General features: G+C 61.9%; 22 protein-coding genes and 1 pseudogene. 12 read left to right on the forward strand and 11 right to left on the reverse strand.

Annotation, left to right across the window (positions count from 1 at the left end):
• Nucleotide 1: 1 nt before the first annotated feature.
• Together glyS and glyQ are read right to left on the reverse strand one after the other, a co-directional pair.
• Nucleotides 2-2,056: a glycine--tRNA ligase subunit beta gene (glyS, locus tag C8K58_RS07875; RefSeq protein ID WP_074848083.1), complete on the reverse strand. Its 2,055-nt coding sequence runs from the start codon at nt 2,054-2,056 to the stop codon at nt 2-4.
• Nucleotides 2,053-3,006 carry a glycine--tRNA ligase subunit alpha gene (gene glyQ, locus C8K58_RS07880; RefSeq protein ID WP_003187265.1) on the reverse strand — a complete coding sequence of 318 codons (954 nt, stop codon included), beginning with the start codon at nt 3,004-3,006 and terminating at the stop codon, nt 2,053-2,055. The genes glyS and glyQ overlap by 4 nt, the downstream gene beginning before the upstream one ends.
• An 81-nt stretch (nt 3,007-3,087) precedes the next feature.
• Between glyQ and C8K58_RS07885 the strand changes: the two genes are divergently transcribed.
• Nucleotides 3,088-3,645: a DNA-3-methyladenine glycosylase I gene (locus tag C8K58_RS07885; protein WP_027608156.1), complete on the forward strand. Its 558-nt coding sequence runs from the start codon at nt 3,088-3,090 to the stop codon at nt 3,643-3,645.
• Between the two features lie 40 nt (nt 3,646-3,685).
• Nucleotides 3,686-4,573 (forward strand): lysophospholipid acyltransferase, encoded by an 888-nt coding sequence (locus C8K58_RS07890; RefSeq protein ID WP_027608155.1) that lies wholly within the window; start codon nt 3,686-3,688, stop codon nt 4,571-4,573.
• A gap of 124 nt (nt 4,574-4,697) precedes the next feature.
• On the opposite strand, the gene C8K58_RS07895 is transcribed toward C8K58_RS07890, so the two are convergent.
• From C8K58_RS07895 to def, 5 genes are all read right to left on the reverse strand, one after another.
• A complete protein-coding gene (locus tag C8K58_RS07895) occupies nt 4,698-5,009 on the reverse strand; it encodes a M48 family metallopeptidase (protein ID WP_027608154.1) in 312 nt (103 codons plus the stop codon).
• Nucleotides 5,010-5,027: 18 nt separating this feature from the next.
• Complete coding sequence (gene trkA / locus C8K58_RS07900) at nt 5,028-6,401, reverse strand: Trk system potassium transporter TrkA (RefSeq protein ID WP_027608153.1); 1,374 nt, start codon at nt 6,399-6,401, stop codon at nt 5,028-5,030.
• Between the two features lie 22 nt (nt 6,402-6,423).
• Nucleotides 6,424-7,734, reverse strand: a complete 1,311-nt coding sequence (gene rsmB, locus C8K58_RS07905; RefSeq protein WP_098480670.1) for a 16S rRNA (cytosine(967)-C(5))-methyltransferase RsmB — start codon at nt 7,732-7,734, stop codon at nt 6,424-6,426.
• Complete coding sequence (fmt, locus tag C8K58_RS07910) at nt 7,731-8,684, reverse strand: methionyl-tRNA formyltransferase (protein ID WP_027608151.1); 954 nt, start codon at nt 8,682-8,684, stop codon at nt 7,731-7,733. Before fmt ends, rsmB begins: the two co-directional genes overlap by 4 nt.
• Before the next feature lie 69 nt (nt 8,685-8,753).
• On the reverse strand, nt 8,754-9,260 hold the full coding sequence (gene def, locus C8K58_RS07915; protein WP_005783383.1) for a peptide deformylase: 507 nt from the start codon (nt 9,258-9,260) through the stop codon (nt 8,754-8,756).
• Nucleotides 9,261-9,396: 136 nt separating this feature from the next.
• Between def and C8K58_RS32670 the strand changes: the two are divergent.
• The 3 genes and pseudogenes from C8K58_RS32670 to C8K58_RS07930 form a co-directional block, all read left to right on the forward strand.
• Nucleotides 9,397-9,534: pseudogene (locus tag C8K58_RS32670) on the forward strand (peptidoglycan-binding protein); the annotation flags it as partial.
• A gap of 118 nt (nt 9,535-9,652) precedes the next feature.
• Nucleotides 9,653-10,756 (forward strand): DNA-processing protein DprA, encoded by a 1,104-nt coding sequence (gene dprA, locus C8K58_RS07925; RefSeq protein WP_092355999.1) that lies wholly within the window; start codon nt 9,653-9,655, stop codon nt 10,754-10,756.
• A gap of 75 nt (nt 10,757-10,831) precedes the next feature.
• Nucleotides 10,832-11,389, forward strand: coding sequence for an L-threonylcarbamoyladenylate synthase (locus C8K58_RS07930; RefSeq protein ID WP_027608149.1), 558 nt, complete (start codon nt 10,832-10,834; stop codon nt 11,387-11,389).
• A gap of 104 nt (nt 11,390-11,493) precedes the next feature.
• Here C8K58_RS07930 and C8K58_RS07935 read toward each other — a convergent pair whose 3' ends face one another.
• Nucleotides 11,494-12,471, reverse strand: coding sequence for a quinone oxidoreductase (locus tag C8K58_RS07935; protein WP_027608148.1), 978 nt, complete (start codon nt 12,469-12,471; stop codon nt 11,494-11,496).
• A 176-nt stretch (nt 12,472-12,647) separates the two neighbouring features.
• Here C8K58_RS07935 and hemF point away from each other — a divergent pair, with 176 nt between their 5' ends.
• Both hemF and aroE read left to right on the forward strand, forming a co-directional pair.
• Nucleotides 12,648-13,580 (forward strand): oxygen-dependent coproporphyrinogen oxidase, encoded by a 933-nt coding sequence (gene hemF / locus C8K58_RS07940; protein WP_027608147.1) that lies wholly within the window; start codon nt 12,648-12,650, stop codon nt 13,578-13,580.
• Nucleotides 13,580-14,401, forward strand: a complete 822-nt coding sequence (gene aroE / locus C8K58_RS07945) for a shikimate dehydrogenase (protein ID WP_108573528.1) — start codon at nt 13,580-13,582, stop codon at nt 14,399-14,401. Before hemF ends, aroE begins: the two co-directional genes overlap by 1 nt.
• Here aroE and C8K58_RS07950 read toward each other — a convergent pair whose 3' ends face one another.
• From C8K58_RS07950 to betC, 3 genes are all read right to left on the reverse strand, one after another.
• A complete protein-coding gene (locus C8K58_RS07950) occupies nt 14,402-15,970 on the reverse strand; it encodes a SulP family inorganic anion transporter (RefSeq protein WP_108573530.1) in 1,569 nt (522 codons plus the stop codon).
• Between the two features lie 159 nt (nt 15,971-16,129).
• On the reverse strand, nt 16,130-17,044 hold the full coding sequence (gene choX, locus C8K58_RS07955) for a choline ABC transporter substrate-binding protein (RefSeq protein WP_027608144.1): 915 nt from the start codon (nt 17,042-17,044) through the stop codon (nt 16,130-16,132).
• 16 nt (nt 17,045-17,060) lie between these two features.
• The gene (gene betC, locus C8K58_RS07960) at nt 17,061-18,575 is read right to left on the reverse strand and encodes a choline-sulfatase (RefSeq protein ID WP_108573532.1); all 1,515 of its coding nucleotides are present in this window, start codon (nt 18,573-18,575) and stop codon (nt 17,061-17,063) included.
• Nucleotides 18,576-18,678: 103 nt separating this feature from the next.
• Between betC and C8K58_RS07965 the strand changes: the two genes are divergently transcribed.
• The 5 genes from C8K58_RS07965 (at nt 18,679) to dgoD (ending at nt 22,948) form a co-directional block, all read left to right on the forward strand.
• On the forward strand, nt 18,679-19,629 hold the full coding sequence (locus C8K58_RS07965; RefSeq protein WP_027608142.1) for a LysR family transcriptional regulator: 951 nt from the start codon (nt 18,679-18,681) through the stop codon (nt 19,627-19,629).
• A 31-nt stretch (nt 19,630-19,660) separates the two neighbouring features.
• On the forward strand, nt 19,661-19,987 hold the full coding sequence (locus tag C8K58_RS07970) for a DOPA 4,5-dioxygenase family protein (RefSeq protein WP_027608141.1): 327 nt from the start codon (nt 19,661-19,663) through the stop codon (nt 19,985-19,987).
• A gap of 177 nt (nt 19,988-20,164) precedes the next feature.
• Nucleotides 20,165-21,130, forward strand: coding sequence for a 2-dehydro-3-deoxygalactonokinase (locus C8K58_RS07975; protein ID WP_098480664.1), 966 nt, complete (start codon nt 20,165-20,167; stop codon nt 21,128-21,130).
• Between the two features lies 1 nt (nt 21,131).
• Entirely contained in the window at nt 21,132-21,752 is a 621-nt protein-coding gene (locus C8K58_RS07980) for a 2-dehydro-3-deoxy-6-phosphogalactonate aldolase (RefSeq protein ID WP_108573534.1), read from the forward strand.
• A gap of 47 nt (nt 21,753-21,799) precedes the next feature.
• Nucleotides 21,800-22,948, forward strand: coding sequence for a galactonate dehydratase (gene dgoD / locus C8K58_RS07985; protein ID WP_003170741.1), 1,149 nt, complete (start codon nt 21,800-21,802; stop codon nt 22,946-22,948).
• The last annotated feature ends 73 nt before the right edge of the window (nt 22,949-23,021 follow it).

The following is a 23,021-nucleotide window of genomic DNA, read 5'->3' on the forward strand; positions in this document are numbered from 1 at the left end:
GTCAGCTCAGTGTCGAAATGTCAGCGATGTTGACGAACAGGCCACGCAGACGCGCCAGCATGGCGTAGCGGTTTTTCCGCACGCCGGCATCTTCGGCATTGATCATCACCGCTTCGAAGAACGCATCCACCGGCTCACGCAAGGTCGCCAGGCGTGCCAGGGCTTCGGCGTAATTGCGTTCGGCGATCAGCGGCTTCACCGCGTTCTCTGCCTTGGCAATGGCAGAATTCAGCGAGAACTCCTTGGCGTCGGCGAACAGGCCTGGGTCGACATCGGCGTTGCCCAGGCCTTCGGCCTTGCCCAGCAGGTTCGACACACGCTTGTTCACAGCGGCCAGGGCGTCGGCTTCCGGCAGCTTACGGAACGCCTGTACGGCTTGTACGCGTTGATCGAAGTCCAGCGCCGAACCCGGTTGCAGGGCACGTACCGACAGGTAGACGGAAACGTCCACGCCTTCGTCTTCATAACGCGCACGCAGGCGGTCGAACACGAACTCCAGCACTTGCTCGGCCAGGCCGGCTTGCTTGACCTTGCCACCGAACTGGCCGACCGCGAACACCACGGCCTGGGTCAGGTCGAGGTCGAGTTTCTTGTCGATCAGGATACGCAGCACGCCGAGGGCCGCGCGACGCAGGGCATACGGGTCTTTGCTACCGGTAGGCAGCATGCCGATACCGAAGATACCGACGAGGGTATCCAGCTTGTCGGCGATGGCCACGGCCGCACCGGTCAGGGTGGTCGGCAGCTCGGCGCCGGCGCCACGCGGCATGTACTGCTCGTTCAGCGCCAGCGCGACATCGTCCGCCTCGCCATCGTTGAGGGCGTAGTAGTAACCGGCAACGCCCTGCATCTCCGGGAACTCGCCGACCATTTCGGTGGCCAGGTCGCACTTGGACAGCAAGCCTGCACGCGCAGCCCAGGCGGCATCACCGCCGATGCGTGGGGCAATGTAGGCCGCCAGCTTGGAAACGCGCACGGCCTTGTCGTAGACGCTGCCAAGTTTTTCCTGGAACACCACGTTCTGCAGGCGCAGGTTGAAGTCTTCCAGCTTCTGCTTCTTGTCTTGCTTGAAGAAGAACTCGGCGTCAGTCAGGCGCGGACGCACGACTTTCTCGTTACCGGCGATGATCTGCTGCGGGTCCTTGCTTTCGATGTTGGCCACGGTGATAAAGCGCGGCAGCAACTTGCCGTCCACGTCCAGCAGGCAGAAATACTTCTGGTTGTCCTGCATGGTGGTGATCAGCGCTTCCTGCGGCACATCGAGGAAACGTTCTTCGAACGAGCACACCAGCGGCACCGGCCATTCAACCAGCGCGGTCACTTCGTCGAGCAGGCTTGGCGGCACGATGGCGGTGCCTTCCTGCAGGCGGGCGAGTTCTTCGGTGCGTTTGCTGATCAGCTCGCGACGCTCGTTGGCATCGGCCAGCACGTAGGCAGCACGCAGATCGGCGGCATAGTTAGCCGGCGAAGTGATGCGCACCGCTTGTGGATGGTGGAAGCGATGGCCACGGGAATCACGGCCAGCTTTCTGGGCGAGGATGGTGCAATCGATGACCTGGTCACCGAGCAGCATCACCAGCCACTGGGTCGGGCGCACGAACTCTTCCTTGCGCGCGCCCCAGCGCATGCGCTTGGGAATCGGCAGGTCGTTCAGGGAGTCTTCGACGATGGTCGGCAACAGGCTGGCGGTGGGCTTGCCTGTGATGACCTGGCTGAAACGCAGTTTCGGGCCGCTCTGATCAATCTCGCTCAGCTCGACGCCACACTTCTTGGCGAAGCCCAGTGCGGCTTGGGTCGGGTTGCCTTCGGCGTCGAAAGCCGCCTGGCGTGGCGGGCCGTCGAGGTTGATGCTGCGGTCCGGCTGCTGGGTTTCCAGCGCGGTCAGCAACACGGCCAGGCGGCGCGGTGCGGCGTAGACTTTTTTCGCTTCAAATTTCAGGCCGGCGCTCTGCAGGCCTTTTTCGATACCGGCCAGGAACGCATCGGCCAGGGTATTGAGTGCCTTGGGTGGCAGCTCTTCGGTGCCCAGTTCAACCAGGAAATCTTGAGCACTCATTGTGCAGCCTCCAGCTTAGCCAACACTTCATCACGCAGGTCCGGGGTGGCCATCGGGAAGCCCAGCTTGGCGCGAGCCAGCAGGTAGGCTTGAGCGACGGAACGCGCCAGGGTGCGTACACGCAGGATGTATTGCTGGCGCGCGGTTACCGAGATGGCACGACGGGCGTCCAGCAGATTGAAGGTATGGGAGGCCTTCAACACCATTTCATAGCTCGGCAACGGCAGCGGCTGGTCGAGTTCGATCAGGCGCTTGGCTTCGCTTTCATAGAAGTCGAACAGTTCGAACAGCTTGTCGACGTTGGCGTGTTCGAAGTTGTAGGTCGATTGCTCCACTTCGTTCTGGTGGAACACATCGCCATAGGTCACTTTGCCGAACGGGCCGTCAGCCCACACCAGGTCGTAGACCGAATCCACGCCCTGCAGGTACATGGCCAGGCGCTCGAGGCCGTAGGTGATCTCACCGGTTACCGGGTAGCACTCGATGCCACCGGCCTGCTGGAAGTAGGTGAACTGGGTGACTTCCATGCCATTGAGCCAGACTTCCCAGCCCAGGCCCCAGGCGCCGAGGGTGGGCGACTCCCAGTTGTCTTCGACGAAACGGATGTCGTGCACCAGCGGGTCGAGGCCCACGTGCTTGAGCGAGCCCAGGTACAGTTCCTGGAAGTTGTCCGGGTTCGGCTTCAGGACTACCTGGAACTGATAGTAGTGCTGCAGACGGTTCGGGTTTTCGCCGTAGCGGCCGTCAGTCGGGCGACGACTGGGCTGCACATAAGCGGCGTTCCAGGTTTCCGGGCCGATGGCCCGCAGGAATGTAGCGGTGTGGAAAGTGCCGGCGCCTACTTCCATATCGTAGGGCTGAAGTACCACACAACCTTGCTCGGCCCAGTATTGCTGGAGGGCGAGGATCAAGTCTTGGAAGGTACGCACGGCTGGCGTAGGCTGGCTCACGAAATTCACCTGTTACTTGGGCTGCGATTTAAAGAGCGGGAGTATACCCGATTCGGCCGCGCCACCATCCCCTGGAGCCTTATGCCACGCTGCTTTTGGTGTTCTGAAGATCCGCTGTACATGGCTTATCACGATCAGGAGTGGGGAACGCCGCTGCGCGATGCGCAGGGTTTGTTCGAGTTGCTTTTGCTCGAAGGGTTCCAGGCGGGCCTGTCCTGGATCACCGTTTTACGCAAACGCGAGCATTATCGAAAGGTCTTGTTTGGTTTTGATGCCCTGCGTCTGGCACAGCTGACCGATGCCGAGATCGAAGCGCTGATGCTTGACCCTGGCATTGTGCGTAACCGCCTCAAGCTCAATGCCACCCGGCGCAACGCCGCAGCCTGGCTGGCGCTTGAAGATCCGGTGGGGTGGCTCTGGTCGTTTGTCGGCGGCGTGCCCAAGGTCAACCATTTCAAGGACCGCAGCGAAGTGCCGGCTATTACGCCGGAGGCTGAAGCCATGAGCAAAGCACTCAAGAAAGCCGGCTTCACCTTTGTCGGCCCGACCATCTGTTACGCGTTCATGCAGGCCTCGGGCATGGTCATGGACCATACCCAGGACTGCGACCGTTACGCGGACTTGGTCAACGCCGGTTAGAATGGCGGCTTTGCGCACCACACACGATCAGGAGTGACCTGTGGAAAAGTTTAAAGGCGCCTTGCTGGTAGGCGCTCTTCGGTTGTTTGCCCTATTGCCCTGGCGCGCGGTTCAAGCGGTCGGCACGGCCATCGGCTGGATCATGTGGAAAACCCCTAACCGCTCCCGTGACACGGTGCGGATCAACCTCTCTAAATGCTTCCCGGACATGGACCCCGCCGCGCGCGAGCGCCTGGTTGGCCAGAGCCTGAAGGACATCGGCAAGTCCCTGACCGAAAGCGCCTGCGCCTGGATCTGGCCGGCCCAGCGCTCCATCGACCTGGTGCGTGAAGTCGAAGGCCTCGAGGTGCTGCACGAAGCCCTGGCCTCGGGCAAAGGTGTGGTCGGCATCACCAGCCACCTGGGCAACTGGGAGGTGTTGAACCACTTCTATTGCAGCCAGTGCAAACCGATCATTTTTTACCGTCCGCCCAAGCTCAAGGCGGTGGATGAATTGCTGCGCAAGCAGCGCGTACAACTGGGTAACCGCGTGGCGGCGTCCACCAAGGAAGGCATCCTCAGTGTGATCAAGGAAGTGCGCAAAGGCGGCCAGGTGGGTATTCCGGCCGACCCGGAGCCCGCGGAGTCCGCCGGGATCTTCGTGCCGTTCTTCGCCACCCAGGCGCTCACCAGCAAGTTTGTGCCGAACATGCTCGCCGGCCACAAGGCGGTCGGTGTGTTCCTGCATGCCCTGCGGCTGCCGGACGGTTCGGGCTACAAAGTGATCCTGGAAGCGGCGCCGGAAGACATGTACAGCACCGACACCGCCACGTCCTGCGCGGCGATGAGCAAAGTGGTGGAGCGTTATGTCGGCGCCTACCCGAGCCAGTACATGTGGAGCATGAAGCGCTTCAAGAAACGCCCGCCGGGTGAGGCGCGGTGGTACTGACCCAGAGCCAATCCAAAACCAAATGTGGGAGGGGGCTTGCTCCCGATAGCAGTGTGTCAGCCAATGCATAGTTGACTGAACCACCGCTATCGGGAGCAAGCCCCCTCCCACATTTTCGATCTGCTTAGCTTTGGCGCTCGAGTTTCTTCAGGAACACCGTCATCTCTTTCTCGGCCTGCTTGTCGCCATGGGCCTGGGCCGCTTCGATGCCCTTCTCCCACGCCTGTCGCGCCGCGGCGTTATCACCCTGCCCCAGCTGCGCCTTGCCCAACAACTTCCACGCCGCCGAATACTTCGGATCGAACTCGACGCATTTGTGCAAATGCTCCGCCGCCTTGGCATTGTCCTTCAGGTCCAGATAACCCTTGCCCAACCCAAAGCGCAGCAGGGAATTATCCACACCCTTGGCGAGCATTTTTTCCAGGGATTCGAGCATGTCGGTCACTCCGGTTGATCAGAAAAAGCTCAATCCCACGTGGAACAGCTTCTCCACATCGCGGATATGTTTTTTATCCACCAGGAACAGGATCACGTGGTCACCCGTGGCGATCACCGTGTCGTCGTGGGCGATGATCACTTCCTCATCACGAATGATTGCGCCAATGGTGGTGCCCGGCGGCAGGCCTATATCGCGGATGGCCTTGCCGATCACTTTGCTCGACTTCGAATCACCGTGGGCAATCGCTTCGATGGCCTCCGCCGCGCCCCGGCGCAGGGAGTGCACGCTGACGATATCGCCACGGCGCACGTGGGCAAGCAAGGTGCCGATGGTGGCCAGTTGCGGGCTGATGGCGATGTCGATATCGCCGCCCTGGATCAGGTCGACGTAGGCCGGGTTGTTGATGATGGTCATGACCTTCTTGGCCCCCAGCCGCTTGGCCAGCAGCGACGACATGATGTTGGCCTCGTCATCGTTGGTCAGGGCCAGGAAAATATCCGCATCGGCGATGTTTTCTTCCATCAGCAGGTCGCGGTCCGAGGCACTGCCTTGCAGTACGACCGTGCTGTCCAGGGTGTCGGACAAATGCCGGCAGCGTGCCGGGCTCATCTCGATGATTTTCACCTGGTAGCGACTCTCGATCGCTTCGGCCAGACGCTCGCCAATCTGCCCGCCGCCGGCGATGACGATGCGTTTGTAGCTCTCATCGAGCCGACGCATTTCACTCATGACGGCACGAATATTCGCTTTGGCAGCGATGAAGAATACTTCGTCATCGGCCTCGATCACCGTATCGCCCTGGGGCAGGATCGGCCGGTCACGTCGGAAAATCGCGGCTACGCGGGTTTCCACATTCGGCATGTGTTCACGCAGTTGACGCAACTGCTGACCCACCAGCGGCCCACCGTAGTAGGCCTTCACGGCCACCAGTTGCGCCTTGCCGCCGGCGAAGTCGATCACCTGCAAGGCGCCGGGGATTTCGATCAGGCGCTTGATGTAGTGGGTGACGACCTGTTCCGGGCTGATCAGCACGTCCACGGGGATAGCGTCGTTATCAAACAGACCGGCGCGGGTCAGGTAGGCGGCTTCACGCACCCGGGCGATCTTGGTCGGGGTGTGGAACAGGGTGTGGGCGACCTGGCAGGCGACCATATTGGTCTCGTCGCTGTTGGTGACCGCGACCAGCATGTCGGCGTCGTCGGCACCCGCCTGACGCAGCACGGTGGGAAACGACGCCCGGCCTTGTACGGTGCGGATATCCAGGCGGTCGCCCAGGTTGCGCAGGCGCTCGGCATCGGTGTCGACCACGGTGATGTCATTGGCTTCACTGGCCAAATGTTCGGCCAGTGTGCCGCCAACCTGCCCTGCTCCAAGGATGATGATTTTCATCCGGTCACTCCCTTAAACCCGTTCAGCCGCGCGCGGCGGCGATCTTGATCAGTTTGGCGTAGTAGAAACCATCATGCCCGCCTTCCTGCGCAAGTAACTGGCGGCCATGGGGCTGCTTGATACCGGCGGCCGTGGCGAGGTCCAGTTCCCGTGCGCCGCTGGTGCGGGCGAGAAAGGCTTCGATCACCTCGGTGTTTTCGGTGGGCAAGGTGGAGCAGGTGGCGTAAAGCAGGATGCCGCCGACTTCGAGGGTCGGCCACAGTGCGTCGAGCAGTTCGCCTTGCAGCACCGCCAGGGCGGCGATGTCGTCGGGTTGGCGGGTGAGCTTGATGTCCGGGTGACGGCGGATCACACCGGTGGCGGAACACGGCGCGTCAAGCAGGATGCGTTGGAACGGTTTGCCGTCCCACCAGGTGGCGGTGTCGCGGCCGTCGGCAGCGATCAGCTCGGCGCTGAGGCCCAGGCGCGCGAGGTTCTCCCGTACACGCACCAGACGCTTGGCTTCCAGATCGACCGCCACTACACCGGCCAGGTCCTTTTCGACTTCGAGGATGTGACACGTCTTACCGCCCGGAGCACAGCAGGCGTCCAGTACACGCTGACCGGGAGCCAGGTCGAGCAGGTCGGCGGCCAGTTGCGCGGCCTCGTCCTGCACACTGATCCAGCCTTCGGCGAAGCCCGGCAGACTGCGCACGTCGGTGGCCGCTTCCAGCACGATGCCGTCGCTGCTGTACACGCATGGCGTGGCGTTGATCCCTGCGCTCGTCAGCAAGTGCAGGTACGCATCACGGCTGTGATGGCGACGGTTGACCCGCAGGATCATCGGAGGGTGGGCGTTGTTGGCCGCGCAAATGGCTTCCCATTGCTCTGGCCAGAAGGCCTTCAGGGATTTTTGCAGCCAGCGCGGGTGAGCAGTGCGCACCACCGGGTCATGTTCCAACTCGGCCAGCAGCGCTTCGCTTTCGCGCTGGGCGCGGCGCAGTACCGCGTTGAGCAGGGCCTTGGCCCAGGGTTTTTTCAGCTTGTCGGCGCAACCGACGGTTTCACCGATGGCGGCGTGGGCCGGCACGCGGGTGTAGAGCAGCTGATAGAGACCGACCAGCAGCAGCGCCTCGATATCAGCATCGGCCGCCTTGAAAGGTTTTTGCAGCAGCTTGGCTGCCAGCGCCGACAACCGTGGTTGCCAGCGGGCGGTGCCGAAGGCCAGGTCCTGGGTGAAACCACGATCGCGGTCTTCGACCTTGTCCAACTGCGTGGGCAGCGAACTGTTCAGCGAAGCCTTGCCGTTGAGTACGGCGGCCAGGGCCTTGGCGGCGGCCAGACGCGGGTTCATTGGGCTGCCACCCCGAGGATCGTGCCCAGGGAAAATTTCTCACGGCGACTGTTGTACAAATCGCTGAAATTAAGCGCCTTGCCACCGGGCAATTGCAGACGGGTCAGGCACAGCGCCTGTTCGCCGCAAGCGACCAGCAGCCCCTCCTTGCTGGCACCGATGATTTCACCGGGCGCGCCTTTGCCGTCGGCCAAGGTCGCGGCCAACACTTTCAAGGCTTCGCCATTGAGGGTGCTGTGGCAGATCGGCCACGGGTTGAAGGCACGCACCAGGCGTTCCAGCTCCACAGCCGGGCGGCTCCAGTCGATGCGGGCTTCGTCCTTGTTCAGCTTGTGGGCGTAGGTGGCCAGGCTGTCGTCCTGCACCTCACCTTGCAGGGTTCCGGCAGCGAGACCGGCAATGGCCTGGATCACGGCGGGCGGGCCCATCTCGGCGAGGCGGTCGTGCAGGCTGCCACCGGTGTCTTGGGCCGTGATCGGAGTGGTGACCTTGAGCAGCATCGGGCCGGTGTCCAAACCCGCCTCCATGCGCATCACCGTCACGCCGCTTTCGCTGTCGCCTGCCTCCACGGCACGCTGGATCGGCGCCGCACCGCGCCAGCGTGGCAGCAGTGAGGCGTGGCTGTTGATACAGCCCAGGCGTGGAATATCCAGCACGACCTGGGGCAGGATCAAACCGTAGGCCACCACCACCAGCAAGTCCGGTTGCAGCGCCGCCAGTTCAGCCTGGGCCTCGGCGTTGCGCAGGGTCGGCGGTTGCAGCACGGGGATGTTGTGCTCAAGCGCCAACTGCTTGACCGGGCTCGGCATCAGTTTTTGCCCGCGACCGGCCGGGCGATCCGGCTGGGTGTACACCGCGACGATGTCATAAGGGCTGGCAAGCAGGGCCTTGAGGTGTTCGGCGGCAAATTCAGGCGTGCCGGCAAAAACAATGCGCAATGGCTCGGTCATGGGAGGTCTCGGTTAAAAGCAGTCACAAAAGAAAAAGGCTTGCCGCAGCAAGCCTTTGGAAGGAGGGCATCAAGCTTGCTGGCGATGCTTTTTTTCCAGCTTCTTCTTGATCCGGTCGCGTTTGAGCGTGGACAGGTAATCGACAAACAGCTTGCCATTGAGGTGGTCGCATTCGTGCTGGATGCACACGGCCAGCAGGCCTTCGGCAATCAGTTCGAACGGTTTGCCGTCGCGGTCGAGGGCCTTGATCTTCACGCGCAGCGGGCGCTCGACGTTCTCGTAGAACTCCGGTACCGAGAGGCAGCCTTCCTGGTATTCGCCCATCTCGTCGGTCAACGGTTCGAACTCGGGGTTGATATACACCCGCGGTTCGCTGCGATCTTCCGACAGGTCCATGACCACGACGCGCAGATGCACGTTGACCTGGGTGGCGGCGAGGCCGATACCAGGTGCTTCATACATTGTTTCAAACATGTCATCGACCAGCTGACGAACCTTGTCGTCCACTACGGCCACCGGCTTGGCGATTGTGCGCAGGCGCGAGTCGGGGAATTCGAGGATGTTCAAAATAGCCATAAGCGTAATTGCTGCACATGTGAGGTAAAGGCAAATCGGCGGTGGGAATGGACCCATACGGCCGGTGTGAAACGCCCGAAAGCCGCGAAGGCTGTGGCATTTCACGCGAACGCACATAATAAAGGAGATTCACCCCATGAGGAAATCGCTACTCGTCTTGCTGCTATGGGCCCCGTTCGCCATGGCCCTGCTTCCAGAGCCCGGCCCGCGGCTGGATCAAGCGACGCAACAGGCCATTCACTATTTCTTGTTACACAATCCCATTCTTAATACTACGACGTCCCAAGGGCTTTACCCCCCATTTCGAGACTGCCCCTCGACCGCAATAAATAGCCTGCTAAATAAGTTACCAACAGAGTTATCCACAGCTTGTTCCGGTCAAGGATGATCAGATGCTTTCGAAAAACTGCAATGAAATTTCCCCTTCAGAACTGGAAGCCCGCCTACGCCTGCACAGGCTGCCGGAGGTAGGCCCGAAGCGTTTTAGGTTGTTGATCGAAGCGTTCGGCAGCGCTTCAAAGGCCATCGGTGCCCCGGCCAGCGCGTGGCGCTCCTTGGGGTTGTCACCCATCAGCGCCGATGCCCGCCGTAGCCATGAGATCCGCGACGGCGCCAGTGAGGCGTTGGCCTGGTTGGAACGTCCGGACCAGCATTTGCTGATGTGGGACCAACCTGAGTACCCGGCACTGCTCGCCCAGATAGATGATGCCCCGCCGCTTTTATTTGTCGCCGGCGACCCCGGGATCCTGGAAAAACCGCAACTGGCGATGGTCGGCAGCCGCCGTGCATCCCGCCCCGGCATGGACACGGCCGCCGCATTTTCCCGCAGCCTGGCGAGCGCCGGTTTTGTCATCACCAGTGGCCTTGCGCTGGGAATCGACGGTGCGGCCCATCAAGCCGCTTTGGATGTGGGGGGTCATACAATCGGCGTACTCGGCACGGGCCTGGAAAATCTTTATCCACAGCGCCATCGACGGCTTGCGGCGGCGATGATTGCCCAAGGCAGCGCCGTGGTTTCCGAGTTTCCGCTGGACGCCGCGCCCCAGGCCGGTAACTTCCCCCGGCGCAACCGCATCATCAGCGGCCTGTCCCTGGGCGTGCTGGTGGTGGAGGCCAGCATGGCCAGCGGCTCGCTGATCACCGCCAAGCTCGCGGCCGAGCAAGGGCGCGAGGTGTATGCAATCCCGGGCTCCATCCATCATCCGGGGGCCAAGGGGTGTCACCAGTTGATCCGTGATGGGGCGATGCTGGTGGAAACCATTGAACACATCCTCGAAGGCTTGCGTGGCTGGCAGGCATTGTCACGCCCGGCGCCGATGCCTGTGATACATCCGTTGGTGGCGCTGTTGCACGCGGCGCCCCATACCAGCGAAGCCCTCGCGCTTGCCAGTGGGCGGCCGTTGGCCCAGGTGTTGGCGACCCTCACGGAGTTGGAACTTGAAGGCCTGGTGATCTGCGAAAGCGGGCGCTGGCTTGCGCGTGGCCAGCTTTTGTAGCGGCCAGTTTTTTGGAACTAGGTTTTGTAAAGAAGATCGGTAAACTGCCCAGAGCTTTAGTCCGGAGAGTAAACAATGGTCAACAGGTGGCGTGTGCTGGAAGCCGCACGAGAAATTCGCGCAGGCGCGGTGATTGCCTATCCAACCGAAGCGGTCTGGGGCCTGGGTTGCGATCCCTGGAACGAAGAGGCGGTGGATCGGCTGCTGGCGATCAAGAACCGTTCGGTGGACAAGGGCCTGATCCTGGTGGCAGACAATATTCGCCAGTTCGACTTTCTGTTCGAAGACTTCCCGGATACCTGGATCGAACGCATGGCCAGCACCTGGCCCGGACCGAATACGTGGTTGGTGCCGCATCAGGATTTGTTGCCGGAGTGGGTCACCGGTGTGCACGACACGGTGGCGCTGCGGGTGAGCGATCATCCGCTGGTACGGGACTTGTGCGCGCTGGTGGGGCCGTTGATTTCCACCTCAGCCAACCCCCAGGGCCGCCCGGCGGCGCGCACGCGGATTCGTGTGGAGCAGTACTTCCGCGGGCAGGTGGATCTGGTGCTGGGTGGTGCCCTGGGTGGGCGCAAGAACCCGAGCCTGATTCGCGATTTGGCAACGGGTGAGGTGGTGCGGCCTTCCTGAGACCGCGTCGCACCCATCGCGGGCAAGCGCCCTCTCACATTTGAACCGTGTCCGTCATGACAACACGGTCAAATGTGGGAGGGGGCTTGCCCCCGAAGAGGCCCTCAAGGCAACAGAATGGTCGACCCAGTGGTACGCCGCCCCGACAACTCCGTCTGTGCCTTCGCCGCGTCTGCCAGCGAATACCGCTGGTTGATATCAATGCGCACCTTGCCGCTCTTGATCATCGAAAACAGATCATCCGCCATCACCTGCAGGTTCGCCGGATTGTTGGCGTAGGTCGCCAGGGTCGGCCGTGTCACGTATAGCGAGCCTTTGGCCGCGAGTATCCCCAGGTTCACCCCATCCACCGCGCCCGACGCATTGCCAAAGCTCACCACCAGGCCACGTGGCGCCACGCTGTCCAATGAGGTCAGCCAGGTGTCCTTGCCGACCCCGTCGTAGACCACGGGCACCTTTTTGCCGTCAGTCAACTCCAGCACGCGCTGTGCGACATTTTCCTTGCTGTAGTCGATGGTTTCCCATGCGCCGAGGGATCTGGCCAGGGCGGCTTTTTCTGGCGAGCTCACGGTACCGATCAGCTTCACACCCAGTGCCTTGGCCCATTGGCAGGCCAGGGAGCCCACGCCACCGGCGGCGGCGTGGAACAGGATGGTCTCGCCACCTTTGAGCTCATAGGTCTGGCGCAGCAGGTATTGCACGGTCAGGCCCTTGAGCATCGCGCCGGCGGCTTGTTCGAAGCTGATGTCGTCCGGCAGGTGCACCAGGTTGGCGGCGGGCAGCACGTGCAACTCGCTGTAGGCCCCAAGTGGGCCGCTGCCGTAGGCCACGCGGTCACCGACTTTAAATTGCGTGACTTCGCTGCCCACCGCATCAACCACACCGGCGCCTTCTGCGCCCAGCCCCGATGGCAGGGCCGGCGGCGCGTAAAGGCCACTGCGGAAATAGGTATCGATGAAATTCAGGCCAATCGCCTCGTTACGCACTCGAACCTGCTGCGGGCCGGGCTCTGCCGGTGTGTAGTCCACATATTCAAGTACGTCGGGGCCGCCATGGGCGCTGAACTGGATACGTTTGGCCATCTGCACTTCTCCTGAGGTCGAATTCGCGTAGCCCCCTATCGGACTCCTAAGCTTGATCTTCGTCAACTGCGGCGCTCCTAAGTGCAGTGCTATCCAAGTGCAGTGGTATCCTGTGCGCCCATTTGCCGCCGACGCCCCACGGCTTCGCGTAGCTTTGCCCGATTCAAGGTGATGTCATGACTACTCGCACCGAGGCTGTCAAAGCCTACCTGCTCGACCTGCAAGACCGCATTTGCAGCGCCCTGGAAACCTTCGAGACGGACACTCGCTTTATCGAAGACGCCTGGACCCGGCCTGCCGGCGGCGGCGGTCGCACCCGTGTGATCGAGAACGGCTCGGTCATCGAAAAGGGCGGCGTTAACTTTTCCCACGTGTTCGGCAGCGGCCTCCCACCGTCAGCCAGTGCGCATCGCCCCGAGCTGGCCGGTCGCGGGTTTGAAGCCCTGGGCGTGTCGCTGGTGATTCATCCGCACAACCCACACGTGCCGACGTCCCACGCCAACGTGCGTTTTTTCATCGCCGAAAAAGAAGGCGAAGAGCCGGTGTGGTGGTTCGGTGGCGGCTTCGACCTCACGCCCTACTATGGCAACGAAGAAGACTGCATTCACTGGCACCGCGTGGCCGAGCAGGCCTGCGCGCCGTTTGGCCCGGACGTTTACTCGCGCTACAAGGCCTGGTGCGATACCTACTTCCACATCAAGCACCGCAACGAGCCCCGTGGTATTGGCGGCCTGTTTTTCGATGACTTGAACGAGTGGGACTTCGACACCTGCTTCGCGTTTATCCGCGCCATCGGCGATGCCTACATCGACGCCTACCTGCCGATTGTGCAGCGCCGCAAAGCCGCCGCGTATACCGAACAGCAACGCCAGTTCCAGGAATTCCGTCGCGGCCGCTACGTTGAATTCAACCTGGTGTATGACCGTGGCACCCTGTTCGGCCTGCAGTCGGGCGGGCGCACAGAGTCGATCCTGATGTCGCTGCCACCCCAGGTGCGCTGGAGCTACGACTGGAAAGCCGAGGCCGGCAGCGAAGAAGCGCGCCTCACCGACTACTTCCTGCAAGACCGCGACTGGCTGGGCATCGCCGCGCCCAAGGCGGCTGTTTGATGGATCGTTATGTGGTGTTCGGCAACCCCATCGGCCACAGCAAGTCGCCGCTGATTCACCGTATGTTCGCCGAGCAGACTGGCGAACTACTGGACTACAGCACCTTGCTCGCGCCCCTTGAGGATTTCACCGGCTGTGCCCGTGAATTTTTCCAACAGGGCCGAGGTGCCAACGTCACCGTGCCGTTCAAGGAAGACGCCTACCGCCTGGCCAACAGCCTCACCGAACGGGGCCAGCGCGCCGGGGCGGTGAACACCTTGAGCAAACTGGCCGACGGTACGTTGCTCGGCGACAACACCGACGGCGCCGGCCTGGTGCGTGACCTGACGGTAAACGCCGGCTTGAATCTGCAAGGCAAACGCATCCTGTTGCTGGGCGCGGGTGGCGCGGTAAGGGGCGCGTTGGAGCCGTTGCTGGCTGAACGGCCCGCTTCGTTGATCATCGCCAACCGCACCGTGGAAAAAGCCGAATTGCTCGCCGAGCTGTTCGACGACCTAGGCCCGGTGTCCGCCAGTGGTTTCGACTGGCTGCGTGAGCCGGTGGACGTGATCATCAATGCCACGTCCGCCAGCCTGTCAGGCGATGTACCGCCGATTGCCGGCAGCCTGATCGCACCGGGCAAGACATTTTGCTACGACATGATGTACGCCAAGGAACCCACCGCGTTCTGCCGTTGGGCCAGTGAGCAAGGCGCAGCCGTGGCGATGGATGGCCTGGGCATGCTGGTGGAGCAGGCAGCCGAAGCGTTCTTCCTGTGGCGCGGTGTGCGCCCGGATTCGGCGCCGGTGTTGGCTGAACTGCGCCGGCAGTTGGCGCAGTAATCAATCTTCAAACTGGATGGGGCATTTGTCGGCCCCCTCCAGTTTTTTCAACTCTTCCACCACCTGCGGCCTGGCGCGGCGCAATGTCAGGCTACGGCCCAGCCCGCTTAAACGACGCGCCTCCTGGTGCAGCATCTCCACCCCGGAATAGTCGATAAAGTTGATCTGCTGCGCCTCGATCACCACCCGCTCACCCTGCAAGCTTTGCAGGCGCACTTGCAGGTAATGGCTGGCGCCAAAGAAGATCGACCCACCGACGCGCAACACATCCTCTTCCCCATCACGCCATTGCTGTACCCGTGGCTGCGACGTGCGCTTAAGGTAGAAAAACAACGACGCCAACACCCCCGCATAAATCGCCGTTTGCAACTCCAGCAACAAGGTGGCGACACAGGTCAGACTCATCACTACGAACTCTGCGCGGCTCACGCGGAACAACGCACGAATACCCCGACGATCCACCAGGCCCCAGGAAATCAGCAAGATGCTGGCGGCCATGCTCGGGATCGGAATATGTGCGATCAATGCCGCGCCAAACAGCGCAAACAAGGCCACCCATACTGCGGAAAACACCCCGGCCAACGGCGAACAGGCACCCGCCTCATAGCTGAGGCCGGAGCGGGTGAACGACCCTGCCGACAGATACCCGGAGAAAAATCCGCCAACGATATTGGATAAACCCTGGGCGCGAACTTCCTGGTTGGCATCGAGCAATTGTTGCGAACGGGCCGACAGCGAACGGGCAATCGACAGGCTGGTCACCAGCCCCAGCATGCCCACCGCAACGGCGCTGGGCAGCAGGCGCAGGATCATGTCCGGATCCAGCGGCAACGGGCTGAACGGTGGCAGCTTGCCGATAAACGAACTGACCAGCACCACATGCCCGAACATCGTCGGCCACAGCCACGTTGCCAGGCTACCCAGGGTCAGTGCGATCAGCAGCGTTGGCCAGCGAGGCACAAGGTATTTGAGCAACACGCCCACCAGCAAAGTACCGAGCCCAAGGGCAAGGGATGCATGGTCCCACTCGCCAGCGTGGTCGATCAGCGCCAGCAGGCTATTGATCGCTGTGGCCTGGCTCGGTAAATCCAGGCCAAGCAGATTGGGCAGCTGCCCGAGGGCAATCACCACGGCGGCACCGAGGGTGAAACCCAGCACCACCGAATGCGAGACGAAGTTCACCAGCGCGCCAAAGCGCAGCATGCCCAGCAGCCACTGGAATACCCCGGCGAGGAATGTCAGCAACAGGATCAGGGTGATGTAGTCCTGAGACCCCGGCACGGCCAACGGGCTGACGCTGGCGTACAGCACGATGGAAATCGCTGCCGTGGGGCCACAGATCAGGTGCCAGGATGAACCCCACAGGCAGGCGATCAGCACCGGGATGATGGCGGCATACAGACCGTACTCCGGTGGGAGACCGGCGATCAGCGCGTAGGCAATCGACTGGGGCAGCGCGAGCACGGCGCCGCTGAGGCCGACCAGCGCGTCCCGGCCGACGCTGGCGCGGGTCTGGCGCGGCAGCCAGCTGAGGAACGGGAAGAGTGTATGGCGGTTGGGCCGGGGCATTTATAACTCGGCTGAAAAGGTTTGACTCAGGGTATCAGTACACACTGGTCCTTGTGGGAGGGGGCTTGCTCCCGATATAGGTGGACCCGTCGAAATCTCTCTGACTGGCACTCCGCTATCGGGAGCAAGCCCCCTCCCACATTGGAATAGCGCAAGGCCCTAGAGTTTGGCCTTTACTGCCGGCAACGCGTCCTTGCCATCCACGGTTTTCACACCGTCCAACCATTTATCCAGCACCGCCGGGTTCGCCTTGATCCACGCCTTCGCCGCGTCGGCATTGCTGACCTTGTTGTTGGCCACCTCAGCCATGATGCTGTTCTCCATTTCCTGGGTGAAGCTCAGGTTGGTCAGCAGTTTGCCGACGTTAGGGCAGGCCTGCGCATACCCTTTGCGGGTCAAGGTATACACACTGCCGGTGTCACCGAAGTATTTCTCGCCGCCTTTGAGATAGTGCATTTTCAGTTGCACGTTCATTGGGTGTGGCGTCCAGCCGAGGAAGGTGACGAAACGCTGTTTCTTCACCGCCCGTGAGACCTCGGCGAGCATCGCCTGTTCACTGGACTCGATCAGCTTCCACTGGCCCAGGTCGAAGTCATTCTTCTTGATGATCTCCTGCAGCGAGATATTTGCCGGCGCGCCGGAACCGATGCCATAGATCTTCTTGTCGAACTTGTCGGCGAATTTGTTCAAGTCGGCAAAGTCATGCACCCCGGCATCCCACACATAATCCGGCACGGCGAGGGTGAACTCGGTGCCGTCGAGGTTCTTCGCCAACTGCACCACATCGCCGTTGGCCACGAATTTGTCGTAGAAGCCCTGCTGCGCCGGCATCCAGTTACCCAGGAACACATCCACCTGGCCGTCCTTGAGCCCGCCGAAGGTGATCGGCACCGCCAGGGTGTCGACCTTGGCCTTGTAGCCCATGCCGTTCAGCAGGAAACCGGTAATGGCGTTGGTGGCGGCAATGTCGCTCCAGCCTGGATCGGCCATCTTCACGGTCTCACAGCGGGTGTCCGCATACGCATTGGCGCTACTCAGCACCAACATGCCCACTACTGCAGTTAACTTTTGCATGGCCTTCCCTCTGTACTTATTGGTTTTGGCAGGGTTGTGGATAACGTGCCTTGCGCTCCAGGTCGTCGAGGTCGATGTGGTTGCGCATGTATTGCTGACTGGCGTCCACCAGTGGCTGGTGATCCCAGCTCTTCAGCTTGCCTTGGGTCAGCGCCTCGAACACCAGGCGACGACGGCGTTGGCTGGCGAGCACCTGCTGGTGGATCGCCGGGATGTCCCACTTGGCCCGCGCCTCATTCAAAAACGCCTCTAACAGTGGCCGGTGTTCCGGTGACTGGCTGAGGTCTTCCCGCTCGTGCGGGTCGTTGTGCACATCGAACAGTAGACAAGGGTCGTCTTCGCTGTAGATGAATTTGTAGGCGCCACGGCGAATCATCATCAATGGGCTGATGGTGCCTTCGGCCATGTATTCGCCAAAGACTTCGTCATGCCCGCCCTGCCCCTGCAAGTGCGGGACCAGCGAGCGACCGTCCAGTGGCAGGCGCGGGTCCAGCTCGCCGCCGGCCAGTTCCACCAGGGTGGGCAGCAGGTCGGCGGTGGACACGGCCTGGGTCACCCGGCCCGGTGCAAATTGCCCCGGCGCACTGACCAGCAGCGGCACGCGGGCGGCCATTTCAAACCAGTGCATTTTGTACCAGAGGCCGCGCTCACCGAGCATGTCGCCGTGGTCGCCGGAGAAAACGATGATCGTGTCGTCGGCCAGGCCGGTGTCTTCCAGGGTCTGCAGCAGCTTGCCGACATTGCTGTCGATGTAGCTGCATGCGCCGAAGTAGGCGCGGCGGGCGTCGCGAATCTTATCTACAGGCAGCGGCTTGTCCCATAGGTCATAGACCTTGAGCAGACGCTGGGAATGCGGGTCGAGATCTTCCTGGTTCGGCGTTGCGGGCAAGGGGATGTCGTTGTCGTCGTACAGGTCCCAGAACGGCTTGGGAATGGTGTACGGGTCGTGGGGATGGGTCATCGACACGGTCAGGCAGAACGGCTGGTCACCGTCTTCGCGGATGTGGTCGAACAGGTATTGCTGGGCCTTGAACACCACCTCTTCGTCGAAATCCAGCTGATTGGTGCGCACGCACGGGCCGGCTTGCAGCACCGAGGACATGTTGTGGTACCAGGAGGGGCGTACGTCCGGCTCATCCCAGTTCACTGCCCAGCCATAGTCGGCGGGGTAGATGTCGCTGGTCAGGCGTTCTTCATAGCCGTGCAGTTGGTCGGGGCCGCAGAAGTGCATCTTGCCCGACAGCGCGGTGCGATAACCCAGGCGCCGCAGGTAGTGGGCATAGGTCGGCACATCGGCGGGAAAATCCGCCGCGTTGTCGTAGGCGCCGATCTTGCTCGGCAATTGGCCGCTGACCAGGGTGAAGCGTGAGGGCGCACACAGCGGGCTGTTGCAATAGGCCGCGTCGAACACCACGCCCTGTGCGGCGAGGCGGCTCAAATTCGGCAACTTGATCGGAGAAGGTCCGTAGAACGGAAGCAGCGGCGCGGCCATTTGATCGGCCATGATGAAAAGAATGTTCTTGCGCTTCATGGGGCTTCGGCATTCCATAGGCAGTGTTTATGCGAATGAGCATGCAGCCCATGGAAAATGGGGTAAAGCCCATGACGAGCAATGTCTAGGATAAGCACAGCTTATGTATGAAGCCCTTGGAGACCTGTCCCTCGACCTGCTACGCGCATTCGAGGCGGCCGCGCGCCATCGCAGCTTTACCGCCGCTGCGATGGAGCTGGGCACCACTCAGCCGGCGATCAGCCAGCAGATCAAGCGCCTTGAAGAACAACTGACGATCCGCCTGTTTGACCGCATCTATCGGGGCATCGAACTGACCGACGCCGGCGCCCTGCTGTTCGAGCATGTGCAAGGCGGTTTGCAGAGCATCAACCAGGGCCTCAGTGTGATCACCCAGCAGGACCAGCACGAAGTGCTGCAAGTGGCCACAGACTTTGCGTTCGCCGCCTACTGGCTGATGCCGCGCCTGCATCGCTTCCACGCCGCCAACCCCCAGGTAGACGTGAGCCTGGTAACCAGCGAGCGCAACCACGCCACCTTGCGCAGCGACATCGACGTGGCGGTGCTGTTTGGCGATGGCCGTTTCAAGCAGGGCGACAGCCTGTGGTTGTTCAACGAGGAGGTATTCCCGGTGTGCAGCCCGCAATGGCTCAAGGAGCAGGCCAGTCCTTTGACTGTGCACACCTTGCCCGACTACCCGTTGCTGCACCTGCGCCAGGAAAACAACAGTCAGTGGTTCGACTGGAGTGGCGTATTTCGCGAGCTGGGTATCACCGCCGCGCCCACGCCCGGCCAGCTGCGATTCGACAACTACACTTTATTGATCCAGGCAGCGATTGCCGGCCAAGGGGTGGCGATCGGCTGGCGCCATTTGGTGGATAACCTGCTGGAACAGAATTGGTTGTGCCGACCGATCGGCAACACGGTGGTTTCGCGCTTTGGCTATTACGTGGTGCAGCCCCAGCGCAAGCGGCGTGGGCAGTTGGTCGAACGTTTCGTCGACTGGTTGCAGGCAGAACAGGCCAGCAGCGCGCAGTCCCTGACCGGACTGGCCCTGCCGTCGATTGCGGTCTAGGATTTGCCGCACATTGGATCCGGAGTCCGTCATGCAACGTATCAAGGGCTACCACGCCCATATCTACTTTGACGCCAGCACCATCGACCAGGCGCGCACCCTATGTGAAGACGGCGCGAAACTGTTCCCGCTGCGCATGGGCCGTGTGCATGAACGGCCCGTAGGCCCGCACCCGGACTGGAGCTGCCAGCTGGCGTTCGATGCCGAATACATTGGCGTGGTGCTGCCGTGGCTGGCGCTGCATCGCAATGGGCTGGTGGTGTTCCTGCACCCCGAAACCGGCGATGAGCTGAAGGATCACACCGATCACGCGATTTGGATGGGTGCGATGCGCGAGCTGGATCTGTCGGTTTTTTAACCTCTCTTTATCAGACAAAACCCGCTTCTTCCCGCAGTAAAAGGCGAGGAAGTTGTAGGATTTATCTTGTTTTGTCTCACTATATGGGACTGTTATTTATATATTGAGATATTGCCGGCCATAGGTTTATATTCGCCCATCTGCTTTTTTCAGCACCCACTCATTTCAGGTGAAGCGATGCAGGCGCAATTGATCGCGCTCGATTGGGGGACCAGCTCCCTTCGTGCTTATAAACTCGGGCCCGCAGGCGTCGTGCTGGAACAGCGCTCGCTGGCGTCGGGCATCATGCATTTGCCCAGTGAGCCCCGGGACATCGGCGGTGTGCACTGCAGCGATGGCTTCGAGTTGGCGTTCGATGCGGCATGCGGCGACTGGCTCGAGGCCCAACCCCATCTTCCAGTGATCGCCTGCGGCATGGTCGGCAGCGCCCAGGGCTGGAGCGAGGCGGCATATCGCAATACGCCGGTCGACGTCGCCAGCCTGGGCCAGGCGTTGCACACGGTGCGCAGCCTGCGCGGCGTCGATGTGCATATCGTGCCCGGCGTGATCGAGCAGGTCGGTTTGCCCAATGTGATGCGCGGTGAAGAAACCCAGGTGCTGGGTGTGCTGCAAAGCCTCTCGGCCAACGGTGAAATGTTGATCGGCCTGCCCGGCAGCCATTCCAAATGGGTCGAGGTGGTGGAAGGTTGCATCACCCACTTCGATACCTTCATGACCGGTGAACTGTTCGCGGTGCTGAGCAAGCACAGCCTGCTGGGACGTACGCAAAAGGTATCCGCGCAGTTCCAGGCCGAGGCTTTCGACCGCGGCGTTCAAGTGGCGCTGTCGAAAGAGGGTCAGCGCGGCGTGCTGTCGACCCTGTTCAGTGCGCGCACCCTTGGGCTGACTGCCGAACTTACCCCTGAGCAGCAGCCCGATTACCTGTCCGGCCTGCTGATCGGCCATGAACTGGCCGGTCTGCCAGCCAGTGCGCGGCTCGTCCCCATCATCCTGGTGGGCGCCGGCCCGCTTTGCGTGCGCTACCAACGCGCCCTCGCCCTCTGCGGTTTCGCCCACGTCAGCCTGGCGCAGGAAGCGACCGAGCGCGGCCTGTGGCAACTGGCAGTGGCCGCCGGGCTCACTCAACCTGCAACGGAGGCCTGACATGCTCAAGCAAGCACTGGCACAAAACGGTTTGATCGCAATCCTGCGCGGTGTGCGCCCGGACGAAGCCCAGGCGGTCGGCCAGGTGCTCTACGACGCCGGTTTTCGCGTGATCGAAGTCCCGCTCAACTCGCCGGACCCTTACACCAGCATCCGCATCCTGCGCGACAGCCTGCCCGCCGATTGCCTGATCGGCGCCGGTACGGTGTTGACGCCTGCGCAGGTCGAGCAGGTGAAAGCTGCCGGTGGCCAAGTGATCGTCATGCCCCACAGCGATGCCAAGGTCCTGCGCGCCGCCAAGGCCGCTGGCCTGTACCTGTCGCCGGGGGTGGCCACGCCCACCGAGGCGTTCGCCGCGCTGGATGAAGGCGCCGACGTGTTGAAGCTGTTCCCGGCCGAGCAAATGGGCCCCTCTGTGATCAAGGCGTGGCTGGCGGTATTGCCGGCAGGCACGTTGCTGCTGCCGGTGGGCGGCATTACCCCGGACAACATGGAGGTGTTTATCGACGCCGGCGCCAAGGGGTTCGGGCTGGGTTCCGGGTTGTTCAAACCGGGTATGACAGTGGATCAGGTAGCGAGCCGCGCCCAGGCTTATGTCGCCGCCTGGAAAGCCCTGAGCTGAGATCAAGTTCCGCGCCCCTGGCGCTGCATCTATAAGAGAGATAACAGATGAAAATCACCAAACTGACGACCTTTATCGTCCCGCCGCGCTGGTGCTTCCTCAAGGTCGAGACCGACCAGGGCGTGACCGGCTGGGGTGAGCCCGTAGTCGAAGGCCGCGCTCACACCGTGGCTGCGGCGGTCGAGGAACTGTCCGACTACCTGATCGGCAAGGACCCACGCAATATCGAAGATATCTGGACCGTGCTCTACCGCGGCGGCTTCTACCGTGGTGGCGCCGTGCACATGAGCGCCCTCGCCGGCATCGACCAGGCGCTGTGGGACATCAAGGGCAAGGCCCTGGGCGTCTCGGTCAGCGATCTGTTGGGTGGCCAGGTACGCGACAAGATCCGCGTGTACTCCTGGATCGGTGGCGACCGCCCGGCCGACACCGCCCGCGCCGCCAAAGAGGCCGTAGCCCGTGGCTTTACCGCGGTGAAAATGAACGGCACCGAAGAGTTGCAGTTCGTCGACAGTTTCGAAAAAGTCGACCTGGCCCTGGCCAACGTCGCGGCCGTGCGCGATGCGGTCGGCCCTAACGTCGGCATCGGCGTCGACTTCCATGGCCGTGTGCACAAGCCCATGGCCAAGGTGCTGATGAAAGAGCTGGACCCGTACAAACTGATGTTTATCGAAGAGCCGGTGCTCAGCGAAAACTACGAAGCCCTCAAGGAACTGGCGCCCCTGACCAGCACCCCGATTGCCCTGGGCGAGCGCCTGTTCTCGCGCTGGGACTTCAAGCGCGTGCTCAGCGAAGGCTACGTCGACATCATCCAGCCGGACGCTTCCCATGCGGGCGGTATCACCGAAACCCGCAAGATCGCCAACATGGCCGAAGCCTACGACGTGGCCCTGGCCCTGCACTGCCCGCTGGGCCCGATTGCGTTGGCGGCGTGCCTGCAACTGGATGCGGTTTGCTACAACGCGTTTATCCAGGAGCAAAGCCTGGGTATTCACTACAACGAGAGCAACGACCTGCTCGACTACGTGCGCGACCCGGGCGTGTTCGACTATGACCAAGGCTTTGTGAAGATCCCCAACGGGCCGGGCCTGGGCATCGAGATTAATGAGGAATACGTGATCGAACGCGCAGCCATCGGCCACCGCTGGCGCAACCCGATCTGGCGCCACGCCGACGGCAGCTTTGCCGAGTGGTGATGTCTGCCTGAAAGAACACGGTCAGACATGCGGGAGAGGGCTTGCCCCCCTCCCACATGTTGATCCGGTTTCT

Origin of the sequence: Pseudomonas sp. GV047, from assembly GCF_003058245.1 — a bacterium.
GTDB classification, from domain to species: Bacteria; Pseudomonadota; Gammaproteobacteria; order Pseudomonadales; family Pseudomonadaceae; genus Aquipseudomonas; species Aquipseudomonas marginalis.